20 protein-coding genes and 2 tRNA genes are annotated in these 25158 nt (G+C 61.9%); 17 read left to right on the top strand and 5 right to left on the bottom strand.

Going from position 1 to position 25158, the window contains the following annotated elements:
• Positions 1 to 254 precede the first annotated feature (254 nt).
• From J7E36_RS15780 to pdeM, 7 genes are all read left to right on the top strand, one after another.
• Positions 255 to 1037 carry a transporter substrate-binding domain-containing protein gene (locus tag J7E36_RS15780; protein WP_215004467.1) on the top strand — a complete coding sequence of 261 codons (783 nt, stop codon included), beginning with the start codon at positions 255 to 257 and terminating at the stop codon, positions 1035 to 1037.
• 57 nt (positions 1038 to 1094) lie between these two features.
• A complete protein-coding gene (locus tag J7E36_RS15775) occupies positions 1095 to 1823 on the top strand; it encodes an ABC transporter permease (RefSeq protein WP_215004465.1) in 729 nt (242 codons plus the stop codon).
• Entirely contained in the window at positions 1820 to 2530 is a 711-nt protein-coding gene (locus tag J7E36_RS15770) for an ABC transporter permease (protein ID WP_215004463.1), read from the top strand. The genes J7E36_RS15775 and J7E36_RS15770 overlap by 4 nt, the downstream gene beginning before the upstream one ends.
• A 27-nt stretch (positions 2531 to 2557) precedes the next feature.
• Positions 2558 to 3676 carry a succinylglutamate desuccinylase/aspartoacylase family protein gene (locus tag J7E36_RS15765; RefSeq protein ID WP_215004461.1) on the top strand — a complete coding sequence of 373 codons (1119 nt, stop codon included), beginning with the start codon at positions 2558 to 2560 and terminating at the stop codon, positions 3674 to 3676.
• 13 nt (positions 3677 to 3689) lie between these two features.
• Positions 3690 to 4454 carry an ABC transporter ATP-binding protein gene (locus J7E36_RS15760; protein WP_215004459.1) on the top strand — a complete coding sequence of 255 codons (765 nt, stop codon included), beginning with the start codon at positions 3690 to 3692 and terminating at the stop codon, positions 4452 to 4454.
• Positions 4455 to 4604: 150 nt separating this feature from the next.
• Positions 4605 to 7091, top strand: a complete 2487-nt coding sequence (locus J7E36_RS15755) for a ligase-associated DNA damage response DEXH box helicase (protein WP_215004458.1) — start codon at positions 4605 to 4607, stop codon at positions 7089 to 7091.
• Positions 7091 to 7744, top strand: coding sequence for a ligase-associated DNA damage response endonuclease PdeM (gene pdeM, locus J7E36_RS15750; protein WP_215004456.1), 654 nt, complete (start codon positions 7091 to 7093; stop codon positions 7742 to 7744). The genes J7E36_RS15755 and pdeM overlap by 1 nt, the downstream gene beginning before the upstream one ends.
• 71 nt (positions 7745 to 7815) lie before the next feature.
• Here pdeM and J7E36_RS15745 read toward each other — a convergent pair whose 3' ends face one another.
• Positions 7816 to 8022 (bottom strand): hypothetical protein, encoded by a 207-nt coding sequence (locus J7E36_RS15745; RefSeq protein WP_041022879.1) that lies wholly within the window; start codon positions 8020 to 8022, stop codon positions 7816 to 7818.
• A gap of 102 nt (positions 8023 to 8124) precedes the next feature.
• Entirely contained in the window at positions 8125 to 8691 is a 567-nt protein-coding gene (gene dcd / locus J7E36_RS15740; RefSeq protein ID WP_004881882.1) for a dCTP deaminase, read from the bottom strand.
• A gap of 354 nt (positions 8692 to 9045) precedes the next feature.
• Here dcd and J7E36_RS15735 point away from each other — a divergent pair, with 354 nt between their 5' ends.
• Complete coding sequence (locus J7E36_RS15735; protein WP_002554837.1) at positions 9046 to 9255, top strand: cold-shock protein; 210 nt, start codon at positions 9046 to 9048, stop codon at positions 9253 to 9255.
• Between the two features lie 192 nt (positions 9256 to 9447).
• Here the strand turns inward: J7E36_RS15735 and J7E36_RS15730 are convergent, their stop codons facing one another.
• Positions 9448 to 10455 (bottom strand): DUF481 domain-containing protein, encoded by a 1008-nt coding sequence (locus tag J7E36_RS15730; protein WP_215004454.1) that lies wholly within the window; start codon positions 10453 to 10455, stop codon positions 9448 to 9450.
• Positions 10456 to 10610: 155 nt separating this feature from the next.
• Here J7E36_RS15730 and J7E36_RS15725 point away from each other — a divergent pair, with 155 nt between their 5' ends.
• The 4 genes from J7E36_RS15725 to J7E36_RS15710 all read left to right on the top strand — a co-directional run bounded on the left by J7E36_RS15725 (position 10611) and on the right by J7E36_RS15710 (position 15383).
• A complete protein-coding gene (locus J7E36_RS15725; protein WP_215004452.1) occupies positions 10611 to 10964 on the top strand; it encodes an MGMT family protein in 354 nt (117 codons plus the stop codon).
• A 43-nt stretch (positions 10965 to 11007) separates the two neighbouring features.
• A complete protein-coding gene (locus J7E36_RS15720) occupies positions 11008 to 12567 on the top strand; it encodes an AmpG family muropeptide MFS transporter (protein WP_215004450.1) in 1560 nt (519 codons plus the stop codon).
• 129 nt (positions 12568 to 12696) lie between these two features.
• Entirely contained in the window at positions 12697 to 14412 is a 1716-nt protein-coding gene (locus tag J7E36_RS15715; protein WP_215004448.1) for a proline--tRNA ligase, read from the top strand.
• Between the two features lie 17 nt (positions 14413 to 14429).
• A complete protein-coding gene (locus J7E36_RS15710; protein ID WP_215004446.1) occupies positions 14430 to 15383 on the top strand; it encodes a hypothetical protein in 954 nt (317 codons plus the stop codon).
• A 65-nt stretch (positions 15384 to 15448) separates the two neighbouring features.
• Here the strand turns inward: J7E36_RS15710 and dinB are convergent, their stop codons facing one another.
• Complete coding sequence (gene dinB, locus J7E36_RS15705) at positions 15449 to 16510, bottom strand: DNA polymerase IV (protein ID WP_215004445.1); 1062 nt, start codon at positions 16508 to 16510, stop codon at positions 15449 to 15451.
• A 282-nt stretch (positions 16511 to 16792) separates the two neighbouring features.
• Here dinB and J7E36_RS15700 point away from each other — a divergent pair.
• The 4 genes from J7E36_RS15700 (at position 16793) to J7E36_RS15685 (ending at position 21258) form a co-directional block, all read left to right on the top strand.
• Positions 16793 to 16869: transfer RNA gene (locus tag J7E36_RS15700), tRNA-Met, on the top strand.
• Between the two features lie 229 nt (positions 16870 to 17098).
• Positions 17099 to 17175 (top strand) — tRNA-Met (locus J7E36_RS15695).
• Positions 17176 to 17326: 151 nt separating this feature from the next.
• Complete coding sequence (mprF, locus tag J7E36_RS15690) at positions 17327 to 19969, top strand: bifunctional lysylphosphatidylglycerol flippase/synthetase MprF (protein ID WP_215004442.1); 2643 nt, start codon at positions 17327 to 17329, stop codon at positions 19967 to 19969.
• Entirely contained in the window at positions 19969 to 21258 is a 1290-nt protein-coding gene (locus J7E36_RS15685) for a virulence factor family protein (RefSeq protein ID WP_215004440.1), read from the top strand. The genes mprF and J7E36_RS15685 overlap by 1 nt, the downstream gene beginning before the upstream one ends.
• Positions 21259 to 21538: 280 nt before the next feature.
• On the opposite strand, the gene J7E36_RS15680 is transcribed toward J7E36_RS15685, so the two are convergent.
• On the bottom strand, positions 21539 to 23380 hold the full coding sequence (locus J7E36_RS15680) for a potassium transporter Kup (protein WP_435304178.1): 1842 nt from the start codon (positions 23378 to 23380) through the stop codon (positions 21539 to 21541).
• Positions 23381 to 23717: 337 nt separating this feature from the next.
• Between J7E36_RS15680 and rimO the strand changes: the two genes are divergently transcribed.
• Positions 23718 to 25058, top strand: a complete 1341-nt coding sequence (gene rimO / locus J7E36_RS15675; protein ID WP_215004436.1) for a 30S ribosomal protein S12 methylthiotransferase RimO — start codon at positions 23718 to 23720, stop codon at positions 25056 to 25058.
• Positions 25059 to 25158: the final 100 nt, after the last annotated feature.

Genomic DNA, 25158 nt, shown 5'->3' with positions numbered 1-25158 from the left:
CGGGCAAGCCTTGTTCCCACAGAGCGTCAACCGCCTCCAATATCCGCGTCCCGCTCCATCCCGGTGCATCTTTTGTTGTACGATCCCCCCCGCGCACCAACGCGTTCCGCTACCGGCTGCCGACGCTTTTTAAAACACCTGTTCGGCACTCTGGTTCGGAAATTGCTACCTTTATGCCGTCATACCGTTCTCGCCTTCACCGGTAACAATACTTACGCGCCACAAGCGCTCATATTGGTTTTAGGGATTGAATAATGAAAAAAGCACTGCTGACCCTTTCTGCACTGGCGTTGTGCATGGCCGCCGGCGTCGCCACGGCCAAGGAATACAAGGAGCTGCGTTTTGGTGTCGACCCGTCCTATGCCCCCTTTGAATCCAAGGCCGCCGACGGCAGCCTGGTCGGTTTCGACATCGACCTGGGCAACGCCATCTGCGCCGAACTGAAGGTCAAATGCAAATGGGTCGAAAGCGACTTTGACGGCATGATCCCAGGCCTCAAGGCCAACAAGTTCGACGGCGTGATCTCGTCCATGACCGTGACTCCGGCCCGCCAGAAAGTCATCGACTTCTCCAATGAGCTGTTCTCCGGCCCAACGTCCCTAGTGTTCAAGAAAGGCGCAGGCCTGAGCGAAGACATCGCTACCCTCAAAGGCAAGACCGTCGGCTACGAACAAGGCACTATCCAGGAAGCCTACGCCAAGGCCGTGTTGGACAAGGCCGGCGTCAAGACCCAGGCCTATGCCAACCAGGATCAGGTCTATGCCGACCTGGTCTCCGGTCGCCTCGATGCATCCATTCAGGACATGCTGCAAGCCGAACTGGGCTTCCTGAAATCGCCACAAGGCGCCGACTACGAAGTCAGCAAGCCGGTGGACAGTGAGTTGCTGCCGGCCAAGACCGCCATTGGTATCAAGCAAGGTAACAAAGAGCTGAAGGCACTTTTGGATAAAGGTATCAAAGCGTTACACGATGACGGCAAATACGCTGAAATCCAGAAAAAACACTTTGGCGATCTGAATCTGTACAGCGGCAAATAATGCGCTGCGCCCATCCGGTCTCGGGTGGGCGCTTTTCTCCTGCCAAAGGCCTCTTTCATGTTCGAACAACTCCTACAAAATCTGGGGCTCTCTGCCTTCAGCCTGAAGGGCTTTGGCCCGCTGCTGATGCAAGGCACCTGGATGACCATCAAGCTGGCGGCCTTGTCGTTGCTGGTGAGCGTCGTGCTCGGGCTGCTGGGCGCCAGTGCCAAGTTGTCCAGCGTCAAACTGCTGCGAATCCCTGCCCAGCTCTACACCACGTTGATCCGCGGCGTGCCGGACCTGGTGCTGATGCTGCTGATTTTCTACAGCCTGCAAACCTGGCTGACCTCGTTTACCGACTTCATGGAATGGGAATACATCGAGATCAACCCATTCGGCGCCGGGGTGATTACCCTGGGCTTCATTTATGGCGCGTACTTCACCGAAACCTTTCGCGGCGCGATCCTCGCGGTGCCTCGGGGCCAGGTCGAAGCCGCCACGGCGTATGGCCTCAAGCGTGGCCAGCGTTTCCGCTTCGTAGTGTTTCCGCAGATGATGCGCTTCGCCCTGCCGGGTATCGGCAATAACTGGATGGTGATGCTCAAGGCCACCGCACTGGTGTCGATCATCGGCCTGGCCGACCTGGTGAAGGCGGCCCAGGATGCGGGCAAGAGCACCTACCAACTGTTTTACTTCCTGGTACTGGCAGCGTTGATCTATCTGCTGATCACCAGTGCGTCCAACTTCATCCTGCGCCGGCTTGAACGCCGCTACGCCGCCGGAGCCCGGGAGGCCGTGCGATGATCGAACTCCTGCAGGAATACTGGCGACCGTTCCTCTACAGCGACGGTGTCAATGTCACTGGCCTGGCGATGACCCTATGGCTGCTCAGCGCCTCGCTGCTGATCGGCTTTCTGGTGTCGATCCCGCTGTCCATCGCCCGGGTGTCGCCCAAGCGCTACGTACGCTGGCCGGTGCAATTCTACACCTATCTGTTCCGCGGCACGCCGCTCTACATCCAGTTGCTGATCTGCTACACCGGCATCTACAGCATCGCGGCGGTGCGCGCCCAGCCCGTGCTGGACAGCTTTTTCCGTGATGCAATGAACTGCACGATCCTCGCCTTCGCCCTGAACACCTGCGCCTACACCACGGAGATTTTTGCCGGGGCGATCCGCAGCATGAATCACGGCGAAGTCGAAGCGGCCAAGGCCTATGGCCTGACCGGTTGGAAGCTGTACGCCTACGTGATCATGCCCTCGGCGTTGCGCCGCTCGTTGCCGTATTACAGCAACGAAGTGATCCTGATGCTGCACTCGACGACCGTGGCGTTCACCGCTACCGTTCCAGACGTGCTGAAAGTTGCCCGGGACGCCAACTCGGCGACGTTCCTGACGTTCCAGTCGTTCGGGATCGCCGCGCTGATCTACCTGACGGTCACCTTCGCACTGGTGGGCCTCTTCCGCCTCGCCGAACGCCGATGGCTGGCCTTTCTCGGGCCGACCCACTAGGGCTCCGTTTCCAGGACACACACGCAAATGCGCCACCAGATCCATGACCTGCTGGCCCCGGTACCGGGGACCGCACGCAAGATCCACAGCTTCCACTTCGGCCCGGAAAAAGCCGCTGGCAAAATCTACATCCAGTCGTCGCTGCACGCCGATGAACTGCCCGGCATGCTGGTTGCCTGGCACCTCAAGCAACGCCTGGCCGAGCTCGAAGCGTCGGGCCACCTGCGACACGAGATCGTGCTGGTGCCCGTCGCCAACCCCATCGGCCTTGAACAAGTGCTGATGGACGTGCCCCTGGGCCGCTACGAAACCGAGAGCGGACAGAACTTCAACCGCCGCTTCGTCGACCTGAGCGAGGAGATCGGCAACGAAATCGAAGAACTGCTCACCGACGATCCGCAGCACAACCTGATGCTGATCCGCACCAGCCTGCGCGATGCCCTCGCGCGGCAGACCGCTGGCACCCAATTGCAGTCGATGCGCCTGGCACTGCAACGGCTGGCCTGTGACGCCGACATGGTGCTGGACCTGCATTGCGATTTCGAAGCCGTGGCCCACCTGTACACCACGCCCGAAGCCTGGCCACAGGTCGAGCCGCTGGCCCGCTACATCGGTGCCGAGGCGAGCCTGCTGGCGACTGATTCGGGGGGGCAGTCCTTTGACGAGTGCTTCACCCTGCTCTGGTGGCAACTCAAGGAACGCTTCGGCGAACGCTTCGAGATTCCCTTGGGAAGTTTTTCGGTGACCGTGGAGCTGCGTGGCCAGGGCGACGTCAACCACGGCCTGGCCAGCCTCGACTGCCAGGCCCTGATCGAATACCTGATCCGCTACGGCGCCATCGACGGCGAACCGATGCCCATGCCCGAGCTGCCCTACCCGGCCACGCCGCTGGCCGCTGTCGAGCCGGTGGCGACGCCCGTGGGCGGCTTGCTGGTCTACAGCGCCCTGCCTGGGGAATACCTGGAAGCGGGGCAACTGATCGCGGAAATCATCGACCCGGTCAACGACACCGTCACCCCCGTTCACTGCCGTAACGCCGGGCTGCTGTACGCCCGCTCGCTGCGCCGCATGGCCACGGCCGGCATGGTCATCGCCCATGTCGCCGGCACCGAAGCCTACCGCAGCGGCTACCTACTTTCGCCTTGAGGATGCACGTTCCATGTACAAACTGACCATCGAAGGCCTGCATAAAAGCTACGGCGAACATCAGGTGCTCAAAGGCGTTTCGCTCAAGGCCAGGACAGGCGACGTTATCAGCCTGATTGGTGCCAGTGGCTCGGGCAAGAGTACCTTCCTGCGCTGCATCAACTTCCTCGAACAACCCAACGACGGCGCCATGAGCCTGGACGGCAAGCCGGTCCAGATGATCAAGGACCGCCACGGCATGCATGTGGCCGACGCCAACGAACTGCAGCGTATCCGCACCCGTCTGGCCATGGTGTTCCAGCACTTCAACCTGTGGAGCCACATGACGGTGCTGGAGAACATCACCATGGCGCCACGCCGGGTGCTGGGCCTCGACCGGCAGGAAGCCGAGGCCCGGGCCCGACGCTATCTGGACAAGGTCGGCCTGCCGGCGCGGGTCGCCGAGCAATACCCGGCGTTCCTGTCCGGTGGCCAGCAGCAACGCGTGGCCATCGCTCGCGCCCTGGCGATGGAGCCGGAAGTGATGCTGTTCGACGAACCCACGTCGGCGCTCGACCCGGAACTGGTGGGGGAAGTCTTGAAGGTGATCCAGGGCCTGGCCGAAGAAGGCCGAACCATGATCATGGTGACCCACGAAATGAGCTTCGCCCGCAAAGTCTCGAACCAGGTGCTGTTCCTGCACCAGGGCCTGGTGGAAGAAGAAGGCGCGCCGGAAGACGTCCTGGGCAATCCCACCAGCGAACGGCTCAAGCAGTTTCTCAGTGGAAATTTGAAGTAGAACTGGTGAGGCATCACCCGTGGCGAGGGAGCCCCTGCTGAAACGATCTCCCTCGCCACAAGAGCCTGCTCAAACAATCAGTTTCGCGTAAAACCTTTGGCATCCTGCCGTGGTCACTGAAAGAAGACTTTCAGGGCGTACGCGGCAGGCATGGCTACATCCAACGACCTCGCAAGACAGTGGTTCAGCGCCCGGAACTGGAAGCCGTTCGCTTTTCAGAAACAGGTATGGACCGCGGTGAAACGCGGGGAGTCCGGGCTGTTGCATGCCAGCACCGGTGCCGGCAAGACCTACGCCGTGTGGTTCGCCGCCCTCAACCGCTTCGCCCGCCCCGCCCCGCCGCCAGACAAACCGAGCAAACGCAAGCCACCGGCCGAACCATTGACCGTGCTGTGGATCACGCCGATGCGGGCCCTGGCCGCCGACACCGGCAAAGCCCTCGAAGCGCCGCTGGCGGACCTGCAACTGCCCTGGAGCGTCGGCCTGCGCACCGGCGACACCAGCACCAGTGAACGGGCTCGCCAGGGCCGGCGCCTGCCCACCGCGTTGATCACCACCCCCGAAAGCCTGACCCTGATGCTCGCGCGGGCCGATGCCCGCACGGCCACGTCCACCCTGCGCATGGTGGTGGTGGATGAATGGCATGAGCTGATCGGCAACAAACGCGGCGTGCAATTGCAACTGGCCTTGGCCCGTTTGCGCCACTGGAATCCCGACCTCATCGTCTGGGGCGTGTCCGCCACCCTGGGAAACCAGGCCCACGCCGAACAGGTATTGATCCCACAAGGCAACGGGATCAGCGTACAGGGCGCCAACACCAAGGAACTGCGGATCGACACACTGCTGCCCCCTGCCCTCGAACGCTTTCCCTGGGCCGGGCACATCGGCCTGAAAATGCTCCCTCAGGTCGTCGCCGAGATCGACGCCAGCAGCAGTTGCCTGGTCTTTACCAACACCCGGGCGCAATCGGAAATCTGGTACCAGGCCATCCTTGAGGCAAGACCTGACTGGGCCGGGCTGATCGCACTGCACCACAGTTCGCTGTCCCGCGACACCCGCGATTGGGTGGAACGCGCGCTGAAGGACGGCCAGCTCAAAGCGGTGGTCTGCACCTCCAGCCTGGACCTGGGCGTGGATTTCCTGCCGGTGGAACGGGTGCTGCAAATCGGTTCGGCCAAGGGCGTTGCGCGGCTGATGCAGCGTGCCGGGCGCTCCGGCCACGCGCCGGGCCGGACCTCACGGGTGACCCTGGTGCCGACTCACAGCCTGGAGCTGATCGAAGCCGCAGCGGCCCAGGACGCCGTGGCCCAACGGCGCATCGAACCGCGCGAATCACCCCACAAGCCCCTGGACGTGCTGGTGCAGCACCTGGTCAGCATGGCGCTGGGCGGCGGCTTCGCGCCCGACGCCTTGTACGAGGAAGTGCGCGGCGCCTGGGCCTATCGCGACCTCAATCCAGCCGAATGGGCCTGGGCCCTGGCATTCGTTCGCCACGGCGGCCTGTCATTGACCGCCTACCCCGATTACCGGCGGGTCGAGCCCGACGAGCACGGGATCTGGCGAGTGCCTGACGCACGCCTGGCCCGGCGTCACCGCATGAGCATCGGCACCATCGTCAGCGATGCCAGCCTGCAATTGAAATTCTGGAGCAAGGGCGGTGGCGGCAAGACCCTGGGCAGCGTGGAGGAAGGTTTCATCGCCCGCCTGCGACCCGGGGACGGTTTCCTGTTCGCCGGACGCCTGCTGGAATTGGTCCGGGTCGAAGACATGACCGCCTATGTCCGACGCAGCCAGGCCAAGAAAGCCGCCGTACCGCGCTGGAACGGCGGGCGCATGCCCCTTTCCAACGAACTGGCCGCTGCCGTCGTGGCCCGCCTGAGCGAGGCGGCGCTGGGCCGTTTCGAGGGCCCGGAGATGCAAGCCGTGAAGCCCTTGCTATTGACGCAGCAACGCTGGTCCGGCTTGCCCACCCAAGGCTCGCTGCTGGCCGAAGCACTCAAATCCCGAGAAGGCTGGCACCTGTTCCTGTACCCGTTTGCCGGACGCCAGGTTCATCTGGGGTTGGCGAGCCTGCTGGCCTGGCGTGTCAGCCGGCAACAGCCGGTGACGTTCTCCATTGCGGTGAACGACTACGGCCTGGAACTGCTCAGCGCCACGGCGCTGGATTGGTCGAAATACCTGACCCCGGAGCTCTTGAGCGCGGACAACCTGCTGGATGACGTGCTCGCGAGCCTGAACGCCGGTGAACTGGCCCTGCGGCGCTTCCGCGAAATTGCCCGGATCGCCGGCCTGGTGTTTGCCGGTTACCCCGGTGCGCCGAAGAGCACCCGGCAAGTGCAGGCCTCCAGCGGCTTGTTCTTCCAGGTGTTCAAGCAATACGACGCTGATAACCTCCTGCTGGCCCAGGCCGGGGAAGAAGTCTTGCGTGAAGAATTGGATATCCGCCGACTGGAGCAGACCTTGGAACGCCTCAATACATTGAAGCTGGACCTGCATAGGATCAAACGCCCGACGCCGCTCGGCTTCCCGTTATTGGTGGAGCGGTTCAGGGAAAGCATGAGTTCGGAAAAACTTGCCGATCGCATCCGCCGGATGGTCAGCGAGTTGGAAAAAACCGCCGATCGCGGTGACGCTTGATGCCCGCACCTTATCCCGTCAGTCTGGCCGGCGAAGAACTCTGGTTGCTGCCAGAAAAAGCCATCTACTGGCCCGCCCAGGAAACCCTGATGGTGGCCGACGTTCATTTCGGCAAGGCCGCTGCCTACCGCAGCCTCGGTCAGCCGGTGCCCCACGGCACCACCGCCAGCAACATCGCGGTACTGGATGGGCTGCTGGCGAGCCTGCCGTGCCGACAACTGATTTTCCTCGGGGACTTCCTCCACGGCCCCGGTTCCCACGCGTCAGGCACCCTGATGGCCCTTGCCGAATGGCGTGACAGGCATCCGCACCTGGCCATGACGCTGATTCGCGGCAATCATGACAAGCGTGCCGGCGACCCACCTGCTTCGCTGAATATTCGCGTGGTACCCGAGCCCTTGTTGCTGGGCCCTTTCGCCGTGCAACATGAACCCGATCCCCATCCCAGCCGCCATGTGCTGGCCGGTCACGTGCACCCGGTCTATCACCTGAGCGGCAAGGGACGGCAACGCCTGCGCCTGGCCTGTTTCCGGCTGGGCAGCGATATCAGCCTGCTGCCGGCCTTCGGCGCGTTCACCGGCGGTTATCGGGTCGAGCAGGACAATGACTGCAGGATTTTCGTGGTTGGCGATGGCGAAATATGGCCGGTTTAGCGGCAAGCTTTAAGCTGCACGCCACAAGAGAGCTGAAGCGCCCGCTTGTAGCTTGTAGCTCGCAGCTGATGTCATGCAACCGGCGCAGGTGGCGGCTCGTCCGGCAGGGTGGGTTCGCCGGGCTCGGTGGGTTGTTCATTGGGGGTGTCGGGGTCCGGCTGGCCGGGGATGCCGCCCGCCGCCTCGGCGGGATGGGCCAGCAATGACCAGGCCATGACGCCGATCTGATTGGGCTCAAGCCTTGCCAGTTCGGCACTGATTCGCGGATCGATCTTCATAGAGCAACTCCTGAGCGAAGGCCCGCTGCGCTGGCGCAAAAAAACGGGCAGTACACGCAATAGAGTGTCTGCCCGCTCAGGAATTCCCACAGCTCGTCAGAATCAGGTCCGCGGCAGTGTCACGCCGCGCTGGCCCTGGTACTTGCCGCCCCGATCCTTGTAGGACACTTCGCATTCTTCATCGGATTCGAGAAAGAGCATCTGCGCCACGCCCTCGTTGGCGTAGATCTTCGCCGGCAGGGTCGTGGTGTTGGAGAACTCCAGGGTGACGTGGCCTTCCCACTCGGGTTCCAGCGGCGTGACGTTGACGATGATGCCGCAACGGGCGTAGGTGCTCTTGCCCAGGCAAATGGTCAGGACATTGCGCGGAATGCGAAAGTACTCGACAGTGCGGGCCAGGGCGAAGGAGTTCGGCGGAATGATGCAAACGTCGCTCTTGATGTCGACGAAGCTTTTCTCATCGAAGTTCTTCGGGTCGACGGTGGCCGAATTGATGTTGGTGAACACCTTGAATTCGTCGGCGCAACGCACGTCATAGCCGTAGCTGGAGACGCCGAAGGAAATCAGCCGGTTGGCGCCTTCGCCACGCATCTGGCGCTCGACGAAGGGTTCGATCATGCCGTGCTCTTGCGCCATGCGGCGAATCCACTTGTCCGATTTGATGCTCATGGCGGGTTCCTGAATAGCGAGGTGGAAAAAATACGTCCGGCATCTTACCGGGGCACGAGGCCGGGTTCAAAGCGTGGGACACAAATCTCGCCGATCCCCCTTGATTTCCTGGGCCGTGACGGCAACAGCGGCCGCCGCCAGTCATCAAAATACAGAAACCTTCGCAAAGACCATTGGCAGGCTCCGGAAAAAGGGTTAAGGTGGCGTCACTGTGTTGCTTGTGTCACTGAGAATCTCTACACGATATGTTGAATTTCGATCCAACCATCTACAAGAATTTTTCCTGCTCTTTGCACTCAGTCTCGGTCAGGGTTCTTCCTGAGTCGCAGTTATCTTTGTTCAAGGAGTTACACCATGTCTAATCGCCAAACTGGTACCGTTAAGTGGTTCAACGATGAAAAAGGCTTCGGCTTCATCACCCCACAATCCGGTGACGACCTGTTTGTTCACTTCAAAGCTATCCAATCCGACGGCTTCAAAAGCCTGAAAGAAGGCCAACAGGTTTCTTTCATCGCTACCCGCGGTCAGAAAGGCATGCAAGCTGAAGAAGTTCAAGTTATCTAACTTGTCCTTGCTTTAGTAAAAAGCCCCGCCCTCAAAAGCGGGGCTTTTTTGTGCCCGGTTGTTTTTCAGGACACTGCAACCATTGTGGGAGCGAGCCTGCTCGCGATGGGGCCATATCAGCAACCTGGATGCTGACTGATACGCCGCCATCGCGAGCAGGCTCGCTCCCACAGGGTTCTTCTTACCCAGGTGTTACCAGGTCACCCCAAACCCCGCCGTATAGCGGGTCTTGCTCAGATCACTGTCTTCGGACCCCTCAATGACATCTTTCTCAGCCTTCAGGTTGAGCGATGCCCAGTCGGTCACCTTGTAGCGCAACCCCATCTCGGCATCGTAGGCGTACTCCGCGACACCCGATAGCGGCTTGCCCACTTCGCCATTGGTGAAGAACTCAACGCGCTTGCCGACCAGGTAGCGGTTGTAGTCCCACTTCATGGCGACGGAATAGAAGTTATCCTTGCCACCGTCCTTGTATTCATAATCGGTGCGGTTAAGCAGCGAGCCCAGCGAGAACGCACCCAATTCGTCGTCCCAGAACTGGTAGCCCGGGCCAGTACCCACCACGCGCTGACGGGCCAGGTCTTCGACCTTGTCGCGCTTGTAGTTCAGACGACCTTGCCAGAACCATTTATCCGTGAAGAATCGGTCAAGGGAGTATTCCAGCCGCCAGTTGTCGGTGGATACCACGTCATCCTGGAATTCCCGGTTGTATTCACCTTCGGCGTTATGCCGCCATCTGCCGTGGCGCGCAGACGTCTTGAAGTCGATGTCGTAATCGTCGGTATCGTTTTCAGCGCGCTTGTAATCCAGCGCGGCATCGATATTGCCCTTCCATACCAGATCCTCGACCACCGGCTTGGGCTTGAGGATCTGCTGGATACTGGCCAGCTCGACGGTCTTGGGCGCCTCGCCATTGGCCAGGGTCACCTTGCCGTCCTCGGCCGCTTGCAGCGACTTGGCTTTTTCACCGCTGTAGGCGTCCTGCTTGACCAGTAACTGCTGGTCGCTTTCAAGGGTCTTGACCTGTTTCCAATCAATTGGAATCGCGCCGGCGTAATCGGTCTGGATCAGCAACTTGCCGCCATCGAAAACGGTAATCTTGCCGCTGAGCTTGTCGCCGTTCTTCAACCAGACGGTATCGGCAAGCAACGGCATGGAGGCGCTGGTAACAGCTAGGCATAGCAGGGTTCTGGACAACATAAGCGTATAAAGAGCTCAAGTTTGCGTGGAAAAGGCGGCATTATCCCCCAGGACGACACCTTGGCAACGACTGACCCGCGTATTTGAGATGAGTTCACTCCTCAATCAGCCTTGTAGGAATTAATCTACAGACGGACCCCACAGGAACCTTAGCCGTGACTGAAACCCCAGTGGACACCGAGAACGCTGCCCAGATTCGTCGCACCACCCTCTACCTGACCTTGGCGCAAGTGCCGTCCGGCAAGGTGGTCACCTATGGCCAGCTTGCCGAAATGGCCGGCCTGGGCCGCGCGGCACGCTGGGTGGGGCGCACTCTCAGCCAACTGCCGAACGACACGAAGCTGCCCTGGCACCGGGTCTTGGGCGCCGGCGGTCGGATCAGCCTGCCGGCGGGCAGCGTCTCAGGAGACGAACAGCGCGCACGCCTGCGCGCCGAAGGGATCAGTGTCCTGAATAATCGTATTGATATTCGGCGCCATGGCTGGCGCCCGGTAGAGCACAGCGGTTAGAGTGCGCGCTTTGTTTTCGCAATTTTGAGGCAGACTCCAGCCCATGCCCCGTAAAACCTGGCGCGCCGCCCTCGCCGCCTATGCCAGTCCCTCAACGCTTGTGCTGTTGCTGCTTGGCTTTGCTGCCGGCTTGCCGTACATGCTGGTGTTCTCGACGCTTTCGGTCTGGTTGCGCGAGGCCGGCGTGGCCCGCGAAACCATCGGTTATGCAAGCCTGATCGGCCTCGCCTATGCCTTTAAATGGGTCTGGTCGCCATTGCTCGACCAATGGCGCCTGCCACTGCTGGGTAAACTCGGGCGTCGCCGCTCCTGGCTGGTGCTCTCCCAGGCCTTGGTGATCCTCGGGCTGGTCGGCATGGGTTTCTGCGACCCCCAAAAACACCTGTCGTGGTTGATCGCTATTGCAGTGCTGGTCGCCTTCGCCTCGGCAACCCAGGACATCGCCGTCGACGCCTATCGCCTGGAGATCGCCGACGATACCCGCCAGGCGGCCCTGGCAGCCAGCTACATGTCCGGCTACCGCGTCGCCGCGCTGCTGGCCACCGCCGGCGCCCTGTTCTTCGCCGAAGGTTTCGGCTCTACCGGTTTCAACTACAAGCACTCGGCCTGGGCCGGCACCTACCTGCTGTTTGGCGTCCTGATGGTCCCGGCATTGCTCACGTCGCTGTTCATGCGCGAGCCGCCAGTACCCCTGCGTACTCAACTGCAAGCCGGGCGCTACACATTCGCTCATCAATTGGCTTCGGTGTTCGTACTGATCGTCTTGCTGGTATCGGTGCCGGCGATGTTCACCCAGCTCTACTACACCGACTTCGCCAGCGTATTGTTCGAAGGCACCAGCCTGCTCGACCTGCTGCTCGAAGACCGCGCGTTCCTGCGCGCCATCCTCTATATCATCCTGACGGCCTTGTGCCTGTCGGCCATGGGCCGCCGTGGGCTGGCCCCGGTGCTGACGCCGGTCAACGACTTCATCCTGCGCTACCGCTGGCAGGCCCTGTTGTTGCTCGGACTGATCGCGACCTACCGGATGTCCGACACGGTCATGGGCGTCATGGCCAACGTGTTCTACATCGACCAGGGTTTCACCAAGGACCAGATCGCCAGCGTCAGCAAGATCTTCGGCCTGATCATGACACTCGTCGGCGCCGGCATGGGCGGCCTGTTGATTGTCCGCTTCGGCATCCTGCCGATCCTGTTCATCGGCGGCGTGGCCTCGGCTGCCACCAACATCCTCTTCCTGATGCTCACCGACATGGGCGCCGACCTGAGGATGCTGATCATCACCATCTCCCTGGACAACTTCAGCTCCGGGCTGGCGACCTCGGCATTCGTGGCCTACCTGTCGAGCCTGACCAACCTGAAGTTCTCCGCCACCCAGTACGCCCTGCTCAGCTCGATCATGCTGTTGCTGCCGCGGCTGATCGGTGGCTATTCCGGGGTGATGGTGGAGAAGTTCGGCTACCACAACTTCTTCCTGATCACCGCCCTGCTTGGCGTGCCAACCCTGCTGCTGATCGCCTTGCACTGGTTTCAGGAGAACCGCCGCCAGGACGCCGCCCCCGCTCCGGAACCGACGGCGACCCGCCCGGCAGAAGAGTCGTAGGAAACTTCAGCAAACGCCGGGGAAACCGGCGTTTGTACCCGGCGACCGGCCACGCGCCTGTACGCCAGGGCATCTCGCCCGTACAATGCTCCGTCACTTCTCGTCATCAGCAACCGACAACGGCCAACCATGCGCACCAGTCAATTTTTGCTCGCCACACAGAAAGAAACGCCCTCCGACGCCGTCGTGATCAGCCATCAGTTGATGCTGCGTGCCGGCATGATCCGCAAACTCGCCTCGGGCCTCTACACCTGGCTGCCGATGGGCTTGCGGGTAATGCGCAAGGTCGAAGCCATCGTTCGCGAAGAGATGGACGCCGCCGGCTCTCTGGAAGTGTTGATGCCGAGCACCCAACCGGCCGAGCTGTGGCAGGAATCGGGGCGCTGGGAAGAGTACGGTCCTGAGCTGCTGCGCATCAAGGACCGTCATGGTCGCGACTTCTGCGCCGGCCCGACCCACGAAGAAGTGATCACCGACCTGATGCGCAACGAGTTGAGCAGCTACAAGCAGCTGCCGATCAACCTGTACCAGATCCAGACCAAGTTCCGTGATGAAATCCGTCCACGCTTCGGCCTGATGCGCGGACGCGAATTCATCATGAAGGATGCCTACTCGTTCCATGCCGACCTGGCTTCGCTGCAAGTCACCTACGACCGCATGCACCAGGCGTACTGCAATGTGTTCACCCGCCTGGGCCTGAAATTCCGCCCGGTTGAAGCCGACAACGGCTCCATCGGCGGTGCTGGCTCCCACGAATTCCACGTGCTGGCCGAGTCTGGCGAAGACGACATCGTGTTCAGCAATGGCTCCGACTACGCCGCCAACATCGAGAAAGCCGAAGCCGTGCCACGGGAAACCTCCCGCGCCGCTCCGAGCGAAGCATTGCGCCTGGTGGACACGCCGAACGCCAAGACCATCGCCCAACTGGTGGAAGGCTACAACCTGCCGATCGAGCGCACCATCAAGACCCTGATCGTGCGGGCTGAAGAACCCGGCAAGCTGATCGCCCTGATCGTTCGTGGCGACCACGAGCTGAATGAAATCAAGGCCGCCAACCAGCCAGGCGTTGCCAGCCCGCTGGTCATGGCCACCGAAGCCGAGCTGCGCGACGCCATCGGCGCCGGTGCCGGCTCCCTTGGCCCGTTGAACCTGCCGCTGCCGATCATCATCGACCGCTCGGTGGAACTGATGAGCGACTTCGCCATCGGCGCCAACGTCGATGACAAGCACTATTTCGGCGTGAACTGGGAACGCGACCTGCCGGTGCCGACCGTGGCTGACCTGCGCAACGTCGTGGCCGGCGACCCGAGCCCGGACGGCAAGGGCACCCTGGAAATCAAGCGCGGCATCGAAGTCGGCCACATCTTCCAGCTGGGCAACAAGTACAGCAAGGCGATGAAGTGCGAAGTGCTGGGCGAGAACGGCAAGCCGGTCACCCTGGAAATGGGCTGCTACGGCATCGGCGTTTCCCGCGTGGTCGCCGCCGCCATCGAGCAGAACAACGACGACAAGGGGATCATCTGGAGCGACACCCTGGCGCCATTCCAGATCGCCCTGGTGCCGCTGCGCTACGAGACCGACCTGGTTCGCGAAGCGACCGACAAGCTCTACGCCGAACTGACCGCCGCCGGCTTCGAAGTGCTGCTGGACGACCGCGACAAGAAAACCAGCCCCGGCATCAAGTTCGCGGACATGGAACTGGTCGGCATTCCGCACCGGATCGTCGTCAGTGACCGCGGCCTGGCCGATGGCAACCTGGAATACAAGAGCCGCACCGAGGCCGAGCCGCAAGCCCTGCCGGTCGCTGACGTGCTGTCCTTCCTCCAGGCCCGTATCCGCCGCTGACACCAGATAGAGACGTCATGTTCAAGCGAAACACCTTAGGCCTCGGTGGCGCCGCCCTGTGCGGCGCCCTGCTGGTCAGCGGCTGTGCCAACCACATGTCACAACGCAGCGAACACGAGGAGCGGGTCGAGCGCAAGTTGCTCGACCACAGCCTGCAGATTGATGTGGGCGAACCCAAGGTGCTCGACCTGCCGCAGCGGCGCGTGCGTATCAATGAACAGAAAACCTTCGAAGTCACCGAGTTCGAGGTCACCCGTCATTACGACCGCTATACGCCGTACCAACCCTGGCGAGAGATCTACGAGATTCCCTTGGGCGCCGTAGCGGTGGTGGCCGGTGTCGGCGCGAACGTGGTCAATGTGTTCGCCCTCGGCAACCTGCCGGAGACCGTGACCCATGACTGGCTCAGTTACGGTGTCGCCGGGCTGAACCCGTTCATGAACGTTCCGTCCCATGGCCGCGCCCAACAGAACCTGGCGGGCATTGAGGAAGTCCAGCGCGACAAGCGCACGGAGCACTCGAGCCTGCCCTGGAGCGAACGCCCGGTGGAGGTCGAGGCTGCCCGGCAGACATTTGAGCTGAGCACCGACCGCAATGGCGTGTTGCGTCTGAACTTGTTGGAAAGCCCCTTCGCCGAGCAGGACCTGAGCCAATTCGGCAAGTTGCAGATCAGCGTGACCGACGCCCAGGACGAAGTGCATACCGACTCGTCCCTGAGCATCAGCAGCACCTTGCGCAGCAAACTGGTGGAAGCTCACGCACTGATCTACGACGACCTGGAAGACGACGAGGTGAGCCAGTGGGTTCACCGGATCAAGCGCCTGTCGGAACTGGGGCTTGAAGAAGAAGCCAGCGAACTGGAACAGAGCCTGATCGAGCTGACGCGCAACGATCCTGAATTGCAGACCGAATTCATGAAGGCACTGACCAAGGATGGCAGGCGGTTGGTGGCGGATCCTGGGGCTCACTGACACACAACCCCTGTGGCGAGGGAGCTTGCCCCCTCGCCACGAAGAGCGCCTGCTCACCCCCGCTATCACCGATCAAACAACTCCAACTGCTCAAACCCGCCGCGCAAATCCTCCAGCCGTACCCCAATTCCCAATAACCGCACCGGCTTGCCGCCACGGTTGAAGGCCTGGGTCAGCAACAGTTGATAACTGCCCAAGTCCCGCCCTGCCCCAGCCTGCTCCAAGGTGGTCTGGGTGAAATCGTGGAATTTGACTTTGACGAACGGCTTGCCCGGGCGATAACTGCTGTCGATCCGTGCCATGCGACCACTGAGGGTTTGCATCAACTCCGGCAGTTTATCGAGGCAACTCGCCAGATCGGGCAGATCGACATCGTAGGTGTTTTCCACACTGATGGACTGCCGCCGGCTGTCGTTATGCACCAGGCGCTCATCAATCCCACGGGCCAGACTCCAGAGCCGCTCACCGAAACTGCCGAATTCGCGCACCAGCGCCAACTTGTCCCACTCACGCAGGTGCCGACAATCGAGGATACCGAGGCGGTTCAACTTGTCGGCGGTGACTTTTCCGACACCATGGAGCTTGCTGACTGGCAGGGCCGAAACGAAGTCCTCGACCTGATCCGGGGTGATGACGAACAAACCGTTGGGTTTCTTCCAATCACTGGCAATCTTGGCCAGGAACTTGTTCGGTGCAACGCCGGCAGACACGGTGATGTGCAGTTGGTTGGAGACACGCCGCCGAATGTCCTGGGCAATTCGGGTAGCGCTGCCACCAAAATGAGAGCTGGCGGAAACGTCCAGGTAGGCCTCATCCAGGGAAAGCGGCTCGATCAGGTCAGTGTAATCGCTGAAAATCGTGTGAATTTCCTTCGAGGCCTCCCGATAGGCATCCATTCGCGGCTTGACGATGGTGAGGTCCGGGCAGAGCTTCAAGGCCTGCCCGGATGACATGGCCGAGCGCACCCCATAGGCCCGCGCTTCGTAATTGCAGGTCGCAATCACCCCCCGTCGATCTGCGGAGCCGCCCACTGCCAGGGGTTTTCCGGCCAACCGCGGGTCGTCGCGCATTTCGATGGCGGCATAGAAACAGTCACAGTCGACATGGATGATTTTACGTTGCGTCATAGCGAAGCGGAGTGTACGACGAATCGGGCCGTCAGTATCGCACTGACACCTGTATATAGCACCAGTAGTCTGAAAGATCCGTCACGGAGGCGCGAAAGTGCCTACATAAATTTATTTACTCAATCGCAGCAGATCCTCCAATAGAGCGCCAGCCCTTGCCAGGCAAGCGTCACAGCCCTGCCACGCAATCCCTTCCAGAACCTAAGCGCTTGAAGCGGAACAGGTTTTCATGGACCCAGGGTTGACAGGCGTTCGATCCTCTGTAGAATGCCGACACACAGACGCGGGATGGAGCAGTCTGGTAGCTCGTCGGGCTCATAACCCGAAGGTCGTCGGTTCAAATCCGGCTCCCGCAACCAAACATCAAAAAAGGCTACTCGAAAGAGTGGCCTTTTTTGTGCGCGCTCACTTCAGATCCATGCTGCGAGAATCCCCACTGCGACAGCCCTCCCACTTCGGCGTTGTAGGACAATCTCTTTTGTTTCCGCGCATTTAGAAAGATAAGGGACGGATCGGCGGTTTATTTGCGCCCATGACCTTTTAACGGTTGACACCCCGGCGTTCGCCTGTAGAATGCCGCCACACAGACGCGGGATGGAGCAGTCTGGTAGCTCGTCGGGCTCATAACCCGAAGGTCGTCGGTTCAAATCCGGCTCCCGCAACCAAATATCAAGAAAGGCTGCTCGAAAGAGCGGCCTTTTTTGTGTCTGCTATAAAAGGCTACATTACAAAATTTTTGTAATTATTTTCTGCCGCAGGGATTGGTAACTTGGCCGGATACCCCCATCCTGTCGCGCATAGCTCAAGAGGTGATTGATGCGCGCCCACTCGTCTGACCCGCAAGACTCTGTTACCGCGACACAACCGATCAAGGCCGAGCGATTGCGCTGGCTGGATCGGATCAGCCAGTACCGCCAGCCTATCGGCCTCGCCATCACGCTGCTGTTGTTTGCGATTGCATTGATTGCTTGCCGCCACCTGCTGAGCGAACTCGACCTGTACGCCCTGCACGACTCGATTCTGGACGTGCCCAGGCCGGCCCTGCTCGGCGCCTTCGCCGCCACGGTGGTCGGGTTCATCATTCTGCTGGGCTATGAATGGTCCGCCAGTCGCTATGCCGGCGTGACGCTGCCGCCACAGACCCTGGTCCTGGGCGGGTTCACCGCGTTCGCCATCGGCAATGCGATTGGCCTGTCATTGTTGTCTGGCGGTTCGGTTCGCTATCGCCTGTACGCGCGTCATGGCCTGGGCGCCTCGGATGTCGCCCACATGACCTTGTTCGCCAGCCTGTCCCTGGGCTGCGCGCTGCCGCCATTGGCTGCCCTGGCGACCCTCAGCAACTTGCCCGCCGCGTCTGCCGCGCTGCACGTATCCGCTACCCTGCTCGGGGCCATATCCGTCGCGGTGCTGCTGCTCACCAGCGTGCTGGCCATCGGTATCTATCGGCGACGCCTGCCGGAACAACCCCATCGCGACAGCCTGCTGGTCAAGGCCGGGCGCCGCACACTGCGCCTTCCGGGCCGCCGCCTGACCTTCCTGCAACTGGTCATCACGGCACTGGACGTCGCGGCCGCCGCCACCGTGCTGTACTTGCTGCTTCCCGAAGCGCCGCCGTTCGGGGCGTTCCTGCTGGTGTACCTGCTGGCGCTGGCCGCCGGGGTGCTCAGCCATGTACCCGGCGGCGTGGGGGTATTCGAAGCCATCCTGCTGGCCGCGTTCGCCGACCAGTTGGGGGCCGCACCGCTGGCCGCCGCCCTGCTGCTCTATCGGTTGATCTACGTGCTGCTACCGATGCTGGTCGCGTGCATCCTGCTGCTGGTCAACGAAGCACAACGGCTGTTCCAGACACGCCAGACGTTGCGGGTGGCGTCGGGTTTTGCCGCACCGATCCTGGCGGTGCTGGTCTTCCTTTCGGGCGTGGTGCTGCTGTTTTCCGGCGTGACCCCGGAGATTGACACGCGCCTGGAGCACATCGGTTTCCTGATCCCTCATCGGCTGGTGGACGCTTCGCACTTCGGCGCCAGCCTGGTCGGCGTGCTGTGCCTGCTGCTCGCCCAAGGCCTGCGCCGACGCCTGTCCGCGGCCTGGATGCTGACCACCGTGCTGCTGCTGATGGGTGCCCTGCTCTCGCTGCTCAAGGGTTTCGATTGGGAAGAAGCCACGCTGCTGACCCTGACCGCCACGCTGCTGGCGGTCTTCCGGCGCTCCTTCTATCGAGCGAGCCGCCTGACTGAACTGCCTTTCTCCCCGCTGTTCCTGATTGCCAGCCTCTGCGTGCTCGGCGCGTCGATCTGGTTGCTGCTGTTTGCTTACCAGGACGTGCCCTACAGCCATCAACTGTGGTGGCAGTTCACGCTCGATGCCGACGCCCCGCGCGGCTTGCGTTCGCTGCTGGGCGCGGCGGTGCTATTGGTGGTGGTGTCCCTGACCTGGCTGCTGCGCACCGCCCGGCCGGTCATCCATGTACCGACGCCGCAAGAGCTGGAGCGAGCCAGGACGATCCTCATGGCGTCTTCACAGCCCGACGGCGGCCTGGCGCTGACCGGCGACAAGGCGCTGCTGTTCCACCCCAACGACGAGGCGTTCCTGATGTACGCCCGCCGCGGCCGCAGCCTGGTGGCGCTGTACGACCCGATCGGGCCGACCCAGCAGCGGGCCGAAATGATCTGGCAATTTCGCGACCTGTGCGACATCCACCACGCTCGCCCGGTGTTCTATCAGGTGCGCGCCGAGAACCTGCCGTACTACATGGACATTGGCCTGACGGCGATCAAACTCGGTGAGGAAGCCCGGGTCGACCTCAAGCGTTTCGATCTTGAGGCCAAGGGCAAGGAAATGAAGGACCTGCGCTACACCTGGAACCGCGGCACCCGTGACGGCCTGTCGCTGGAGATCCACGAGCCGGGCCAGGCGCCGATGGACGAACTCAAGGTCATTTCCGATGCCTGGCTGACCGGCAAGAACGTGCGCGAGAAAGGCTTTTCCCTGGGACGTTTCAGCGATGACTACCTCAAGCATTTCCGCATCGCGGTGATTCGTTTCGAGGGCCGCCCGGTAGCGTTCGCCAACCTGCTGGAAACCCACAGCCATGAGCTGGCCAGCCTCGACCTGATGCGCGCCCACCCCGAGGCCCCGAAACTGACCATGGAATTCATGATGGTCGGCCTGATCCAGCATTATAAGAACCATGACTACGCCCGCTTCAGCCTCGGCATGGTCCCCCTGTCGGGCCTGCAACCGCGGCGCGGCGCACCGTTGACCCAGCGCCTGGGTTCGATGGTGTTCCGCCGTGGCGAGCAGCTCTACAATTTCCAGGGACTGCGCCGTTTCAAAGACAAGTTCCAGCCTGACTGGGAACCTCGTTACATGGCCGTGCCTGCCGGACTCGATCCGCTGGTGGCGCTGGCCGATACCGCCGCCCTGATTGCAGGCGGCCTGACTGGACTGGTGAAACGCTGATGATACAACGCTCCTGGCGATACGTAGTGGCCGCCCTGCTGGTGCTGGCGGTGATTCTCGGTGGCGGTTACTGGTACTGGAACCGCCCGGCCCCGCAACCCGTCCTGGAACAATTGGCGCCTGCCGATGGCGTCGCGATGACCCGGGTCATCCCCGGCACCAAGTCGCGTGCCCAGGTGCTGGTGGCGGTCAATGAAGACCAGAAGCTCAGTGATACCCAGTTGACGACCCTCAGCCGCAGCGGCTCGGCGCGGATCGTCCAGGTAATCCTGCCCAAGGATTGCATGCTGCAAGGGCGCGCCCTGCAGGCGGGCCTGCGCGAGTTGCAGGGGCCGGCGACCCTCGTCAGCGGTATCGGCCCGGGGGCCGTGCTGGCCTGGCGTTGGCTGGCCGAGCAAAAAGATGACAAGGCCAACGCCGTATCGGTAGACCTGGCCCTGGAAAAACCCGGCTGTACCCACCTGCTGCCAAAAAGCGCGGCCCACGGTCATTGGCTGGTGGCCTGGAACGATAACCCTGACGACACCAGCGCCGGTTTCGTGCGGGATCAGAAAAATGCCGAAACCAGCATCAGCGACTACGACATCAACCTGCCGCAAGTGCTGAACAACGAACTGCGCAAAATCCTCGTTGGCACCGACAAGGCCAAGGGTGGCCTGGCCATCCCGGTGGTCGAAGTGCCGGCCAGCCAGACTCGGGACACCGTGACCCTGTTCCTCTCGGGCGACGGCGGCTGGCGTGACCTGGACCGTGACGTGGCCGATGAAATGGCCAAGATCGGCTACCCGGTGGTCGGCATCGACACCCTGCGCTACTACTGGCAGCACAAGAGCCCCGAGCAGAGCGCGGTGGACCTTGCCGAACTGATGCAGCACTACCGCCAGATCTGGGGCACCAAGCGTTTCATCCTGACCGGTTACTCCTTTGGCGCCGACGTGCTGCCGGCGATCTATAACCGCCTGCCGGCCACCGAACAACAGCGGGTCGATGCCATTATCCTGCTGGCCTTCGCCCGCACCGGCAGTTTCGAGATCGAGGTCGAAGGCTGGCTTGGCAACGCCGGCACCGAAGCCGCCACCGGCCCGGAAATGGCCAAACTGCCGGCCGAGAAAGTGGTGTGCATTTACGGTGGCGAAGAGGCCGACGAAAGCGGCTGCACCGAGAAGACCGCCGTCGGCGAAGCCATCAAGTTGCCTGGTGGTCACCACTTCGATGAAAACTACCCGGCCCTGGCCAAGCGCCTGATCGATGAGATCAACAAGCGCCAGGCCAAGCCTGCCGAGCAGTAATCTGATGCTGGTTTAACGAGAAGCCCCTGCAGCCTTACGGTTGCAGGGGCTTTTTGCTGTGGCTGTCATGGCCTCATCGCGAGCAGGCTCGCTCCCACAGTTGATAGGTATGAATGCACAAATCCCTGTGGGAGCGGGCTTGCTCGCGAAGGCGGTGTATCAGTCGACATCGTTGCTAACTGACCCGCCCCATTCGCGAGCAAGCCCGCTCCCACAAGGCTTCACCTTCACAAAAAAGCCCCCGCTGCCGCAAGGCAACGGGGGCTTTTGTCGACCGAACCTACATCTCGACCTGCGTCCCCAACTCGATCACCCGGTTCACCGGCAGGTTGAAGAAACGCAGGTTGCCATTGGCGTTCTTCAGCAGGAAAGCGAACAACAATTCACGCCAGCGGGCCATGCCCTCCAGCTTGGAGGCAATGACCGTCTCGCGACTGAGGAAGTAGGTGGTGCGCATCGGGCTGAAGTCCAGGTCGTCCAGGTGGCAAAGCTTGAGTGCCTGCGGGACGTCCGGCTCGTCGGTGAAGCCGAAGTGCAGGATCACCCGGAAGAACCCTTCGCCATAGGCATCGACCTCGAAGCGTCGTTGCGGCGGCACTCGGGGAATGTCTTCGTATACCACCGTCAGCAGCACCACTTGTTCGTGCAACACCTGGTTATGCAGCAGGTTGTGCAGCAGCGCATGAGGCACCGCGTCCGAACGCGCGGTCAGGAACACAGCGGTGCCCTGCACGCGATGGGGTGGCTGCACGCGGATGCTGCTGATGAAAATCGGCAGCGGCAATGCGCCTTCGTCCAGGCGGTCCACCAGCAATTGCTTGCCACGCTTCCAGGTGGTCATCAGCACGAACAGGGCGATACCGGCGATGACCGGGAACGCACCGCCCTGAATGATCTTCGGCACGTTGGCAGCGAAGTACAGCCCATCCACCAACAGGAAACCGAGCAGCACCGGCACCGCCAGCAGCGGTGGCCACTTCCACAACAGCAACATCACCGCCGACACCAGGATCGTGGTCATCAGCATGGTGCCGGTTACCGCTACGCCGTAGGCCGAAGCCAGCGCGCCGGACGATTCGAACCCCAGCACCAGCAGTACCACGCCGACCATCAGCGACCAGTTCACCGCACCGATGTAGATCTGGCCCTGCTCGGCGCTGGAGGTGTGCTGGATGTACATGCGCGGGATGTAACCGAGCTGGATCGCCTGGCGCGTCAGGGAGAACGCCCCGGAGATCACCGCTTGCGAAGCAATCACCGTGGCCATGGTCGACAGGCCCACCAGCGGGATCAGTGCCCAGCCAGGCGCCAGCAGATAGAACGGGTTGCGCGCCGCCTCCGGGTCGCCCAGCAGCAACGCGCCCTGGCCGAAGTAGTTGAGGACCAGCGCCGGCAGCACCAGGATGAACCAGGCGCGGGCAATCGGCTTGCGGCCGAAGTGGCCCATGTCGGCGTACAGCGCTTCGGCGCCCGTCAGTGCCAGCACCACGGCCCCGAGGATCGCCACGCCCATGCCGGGGTGCACGACAAAGAAGCGCACGGCCCAGACCGGGTTCACCGCGTGCAGCACTTCCGGGTGCTGGCTGATGCCATACACACCCAGGGCGCCGAGCACCAGGAACCAGGTCACCATGATCGGGCCGAACAGGATGCCGATCCGCGCCGTACCGTGGCGCTGGATGATAAACAGTGCGACCAGCACCACCAGCGACAGCGGCACGACCCAATGGTCGATGCCGTCGAACGCCAGGCCAAGGCCCTCGATCGCCGAGAGCACGGAAATCGCCGGGGTGATCATGCTGTCGCCGTAGAACAGCGCCGCGCCGATCAGCCCGCAGACCACCAGGAATCCGCGCAGTCGCGCCCGCCCTGCCGCCGCCCGCCGCGCCAGGGCTGTGAGCGCCATGATCCCGCCCTCGCCCTGGTTGTCGGCGCGCAGGACGAACATCATGTACTTGATCGACACGACCCAGATCAGCGACCAGAAAATCAGCGACAGGATCCCCAGTACCCCGTCGTGGTTGACGGGCACGCCGTACCCGCCGGAAAACACTTCTTTGAGGGTGTACAAGGGGCTTGTGCCGATATCGCCGTAAACCACTCCGACCGCCGCGACCAGCATGCTCAGCGGCTTCGTTGCCGAATGCTCGGCACCCGCCACCTGACTACTTGCATGACCCATCCAACACTCCTGATTCCCAGACCTGTCTTCTTGAACGAAGCACTCTGCTTTTTTGTCGTTGCAGCATGCGCTGTTTTACCGATTGTTACAGACGTTTTCTTGACCGCAAAAATCGTTAGAACGTAAAGGCGCGAAGCATAGCGCAGCACTCGTCGTTTTTCCCGGTATAAAGCTGGTCAAGTGCGTCGCCCACCGCTAGAATTGCGCACTTTTTGATCAGAGGCGCGTCAGGCGCCCTGTCTCGGCAAGAGACGATCCCCCTACACCGAGGTTAGACATGTCCACCACTACCGCGCCAGCCAATCCGAAGGTCGGCTTCGTATCCCTGGGTTGCCCGAAGGCTCTGGTCGACTCCGAGCGCATCCTGACCCAACTGCGCATGGAAGGCTATGACGTCGTGTCCACGTACCAGGACGCCGATGTGGTAGTGGTCAACACCTGCGGCTTCATCGATTCGGCCAAGGCCGAGTCCCTGGAAGTGATCGGCGAAGCGATCAAGGAAAACGGCAAGGTCATCGTCACCGGCTGCATGGGCGTGGAAGAAGGCAACATCCGCAACGTGCACCCGAGCGTGCTGGCCGTGACCGGTCCGCAGCAGTACGAGCAGGTGGTCAACGCCGTGCACCAGGTGGTACCGCCGCGCCAGGACCACAACCCGCTGATCGACCTGGTGCCGCCGCAAGGCATCAAGCTGACCCCGCGCCACTACGCCTACCTGAAGATTTCCGAGGGCTGCAACCACAGCTGCAGCTTCTGCATCATCCCGTCGATGCGCGGCAAACTGGTGAGCCGCCCAGTGGGCGATGTGCTCGACGAGGCCCAGCGCCTGGTCAAGTCCGGCGTCAAGGAACTGCTGGTGATTTCCCAGGACACCAGCGCCTACGGCGTCGACGTGAAGTACCGCACCGGCTTCTGGAACGGCGCGCCGGTGAAGACCCGCATGACCGAACTGTGCGAGGCCCTCAGCACCCTCGGCGTGTGGGTCCGCTTGCACTACGTCTACCCGTACCCGCATGTCGACGAGCTGATCCCGCTGATGGCCGCCGGCAAGATCCTTCCGTACCTGGACATCCCGTTCCAGCACGCCAGCCCGAAAGTCCTCAAGGCCATGAAGCGCCCGGCGTTCGAAGACAAGACCCTGGCCCGCATCAAGAACTGGCGCGAAATCTGCCCGGACCTGATCATCCGCTCGACGTTCATCGTCGGCTTCCCGGGTGAAACCGAAGAAGACTTCCAGTACCTGCTGGACTGGTTGACCGAAGCCCAGCTCGACCGCGTCGGCTGCTTCCAGTATTCCCCGGTAGAAGGCGCACCGGCCAACGACCTGGCGCTGGACGTGGTGCCGGACGACGTCAAGCAGGACCGTTGGGAGCGCTTCATGGCGCACCAGCAGGCCATCAGCTCGGCCCGCCTGCAACTGCGCATCGGCCGCGAAATCGAAGTGCTGGTGGATGAAGTCGACGAACAAGGCGCCGTGGGCCGCTGCTTCTTCGACGCCCCGGAAATCGACGGCAACGTTTTCATCGACAACGGCAGCAACCTCAAGCCAGGTGACAAGGTCTGGTGCAAGGTGACCGACGCCGATGAATATGACCTGTGGGCTGAGCAGATCGGCTGATCGAGCCACACTTCCCAAGGCCACAGGTTTGTCATATCCAGGCAAAAATTGAGAAGCCCCGCCCTTGCAACAAGATGCGGGGCTTTTTTACGGCTATCGT

The sequence above is a fragment of the Pseudomonas fluorescens genome (assembly GCF_018614775.1).
GTDB classification, from domain to species: Bacteria; Pseudomonadota; Gammaproteobacteria; order Pseudomonadales; family Pseudomonadaceae; genus Aquipseudomonas; species Aquipseudomonas fluorescens_BY.
The sequence above is the reverse complement of the archived record's forward strand: the minus strand, read 5'-3'. Positions and strand labels throughout refer to the sequence as shown.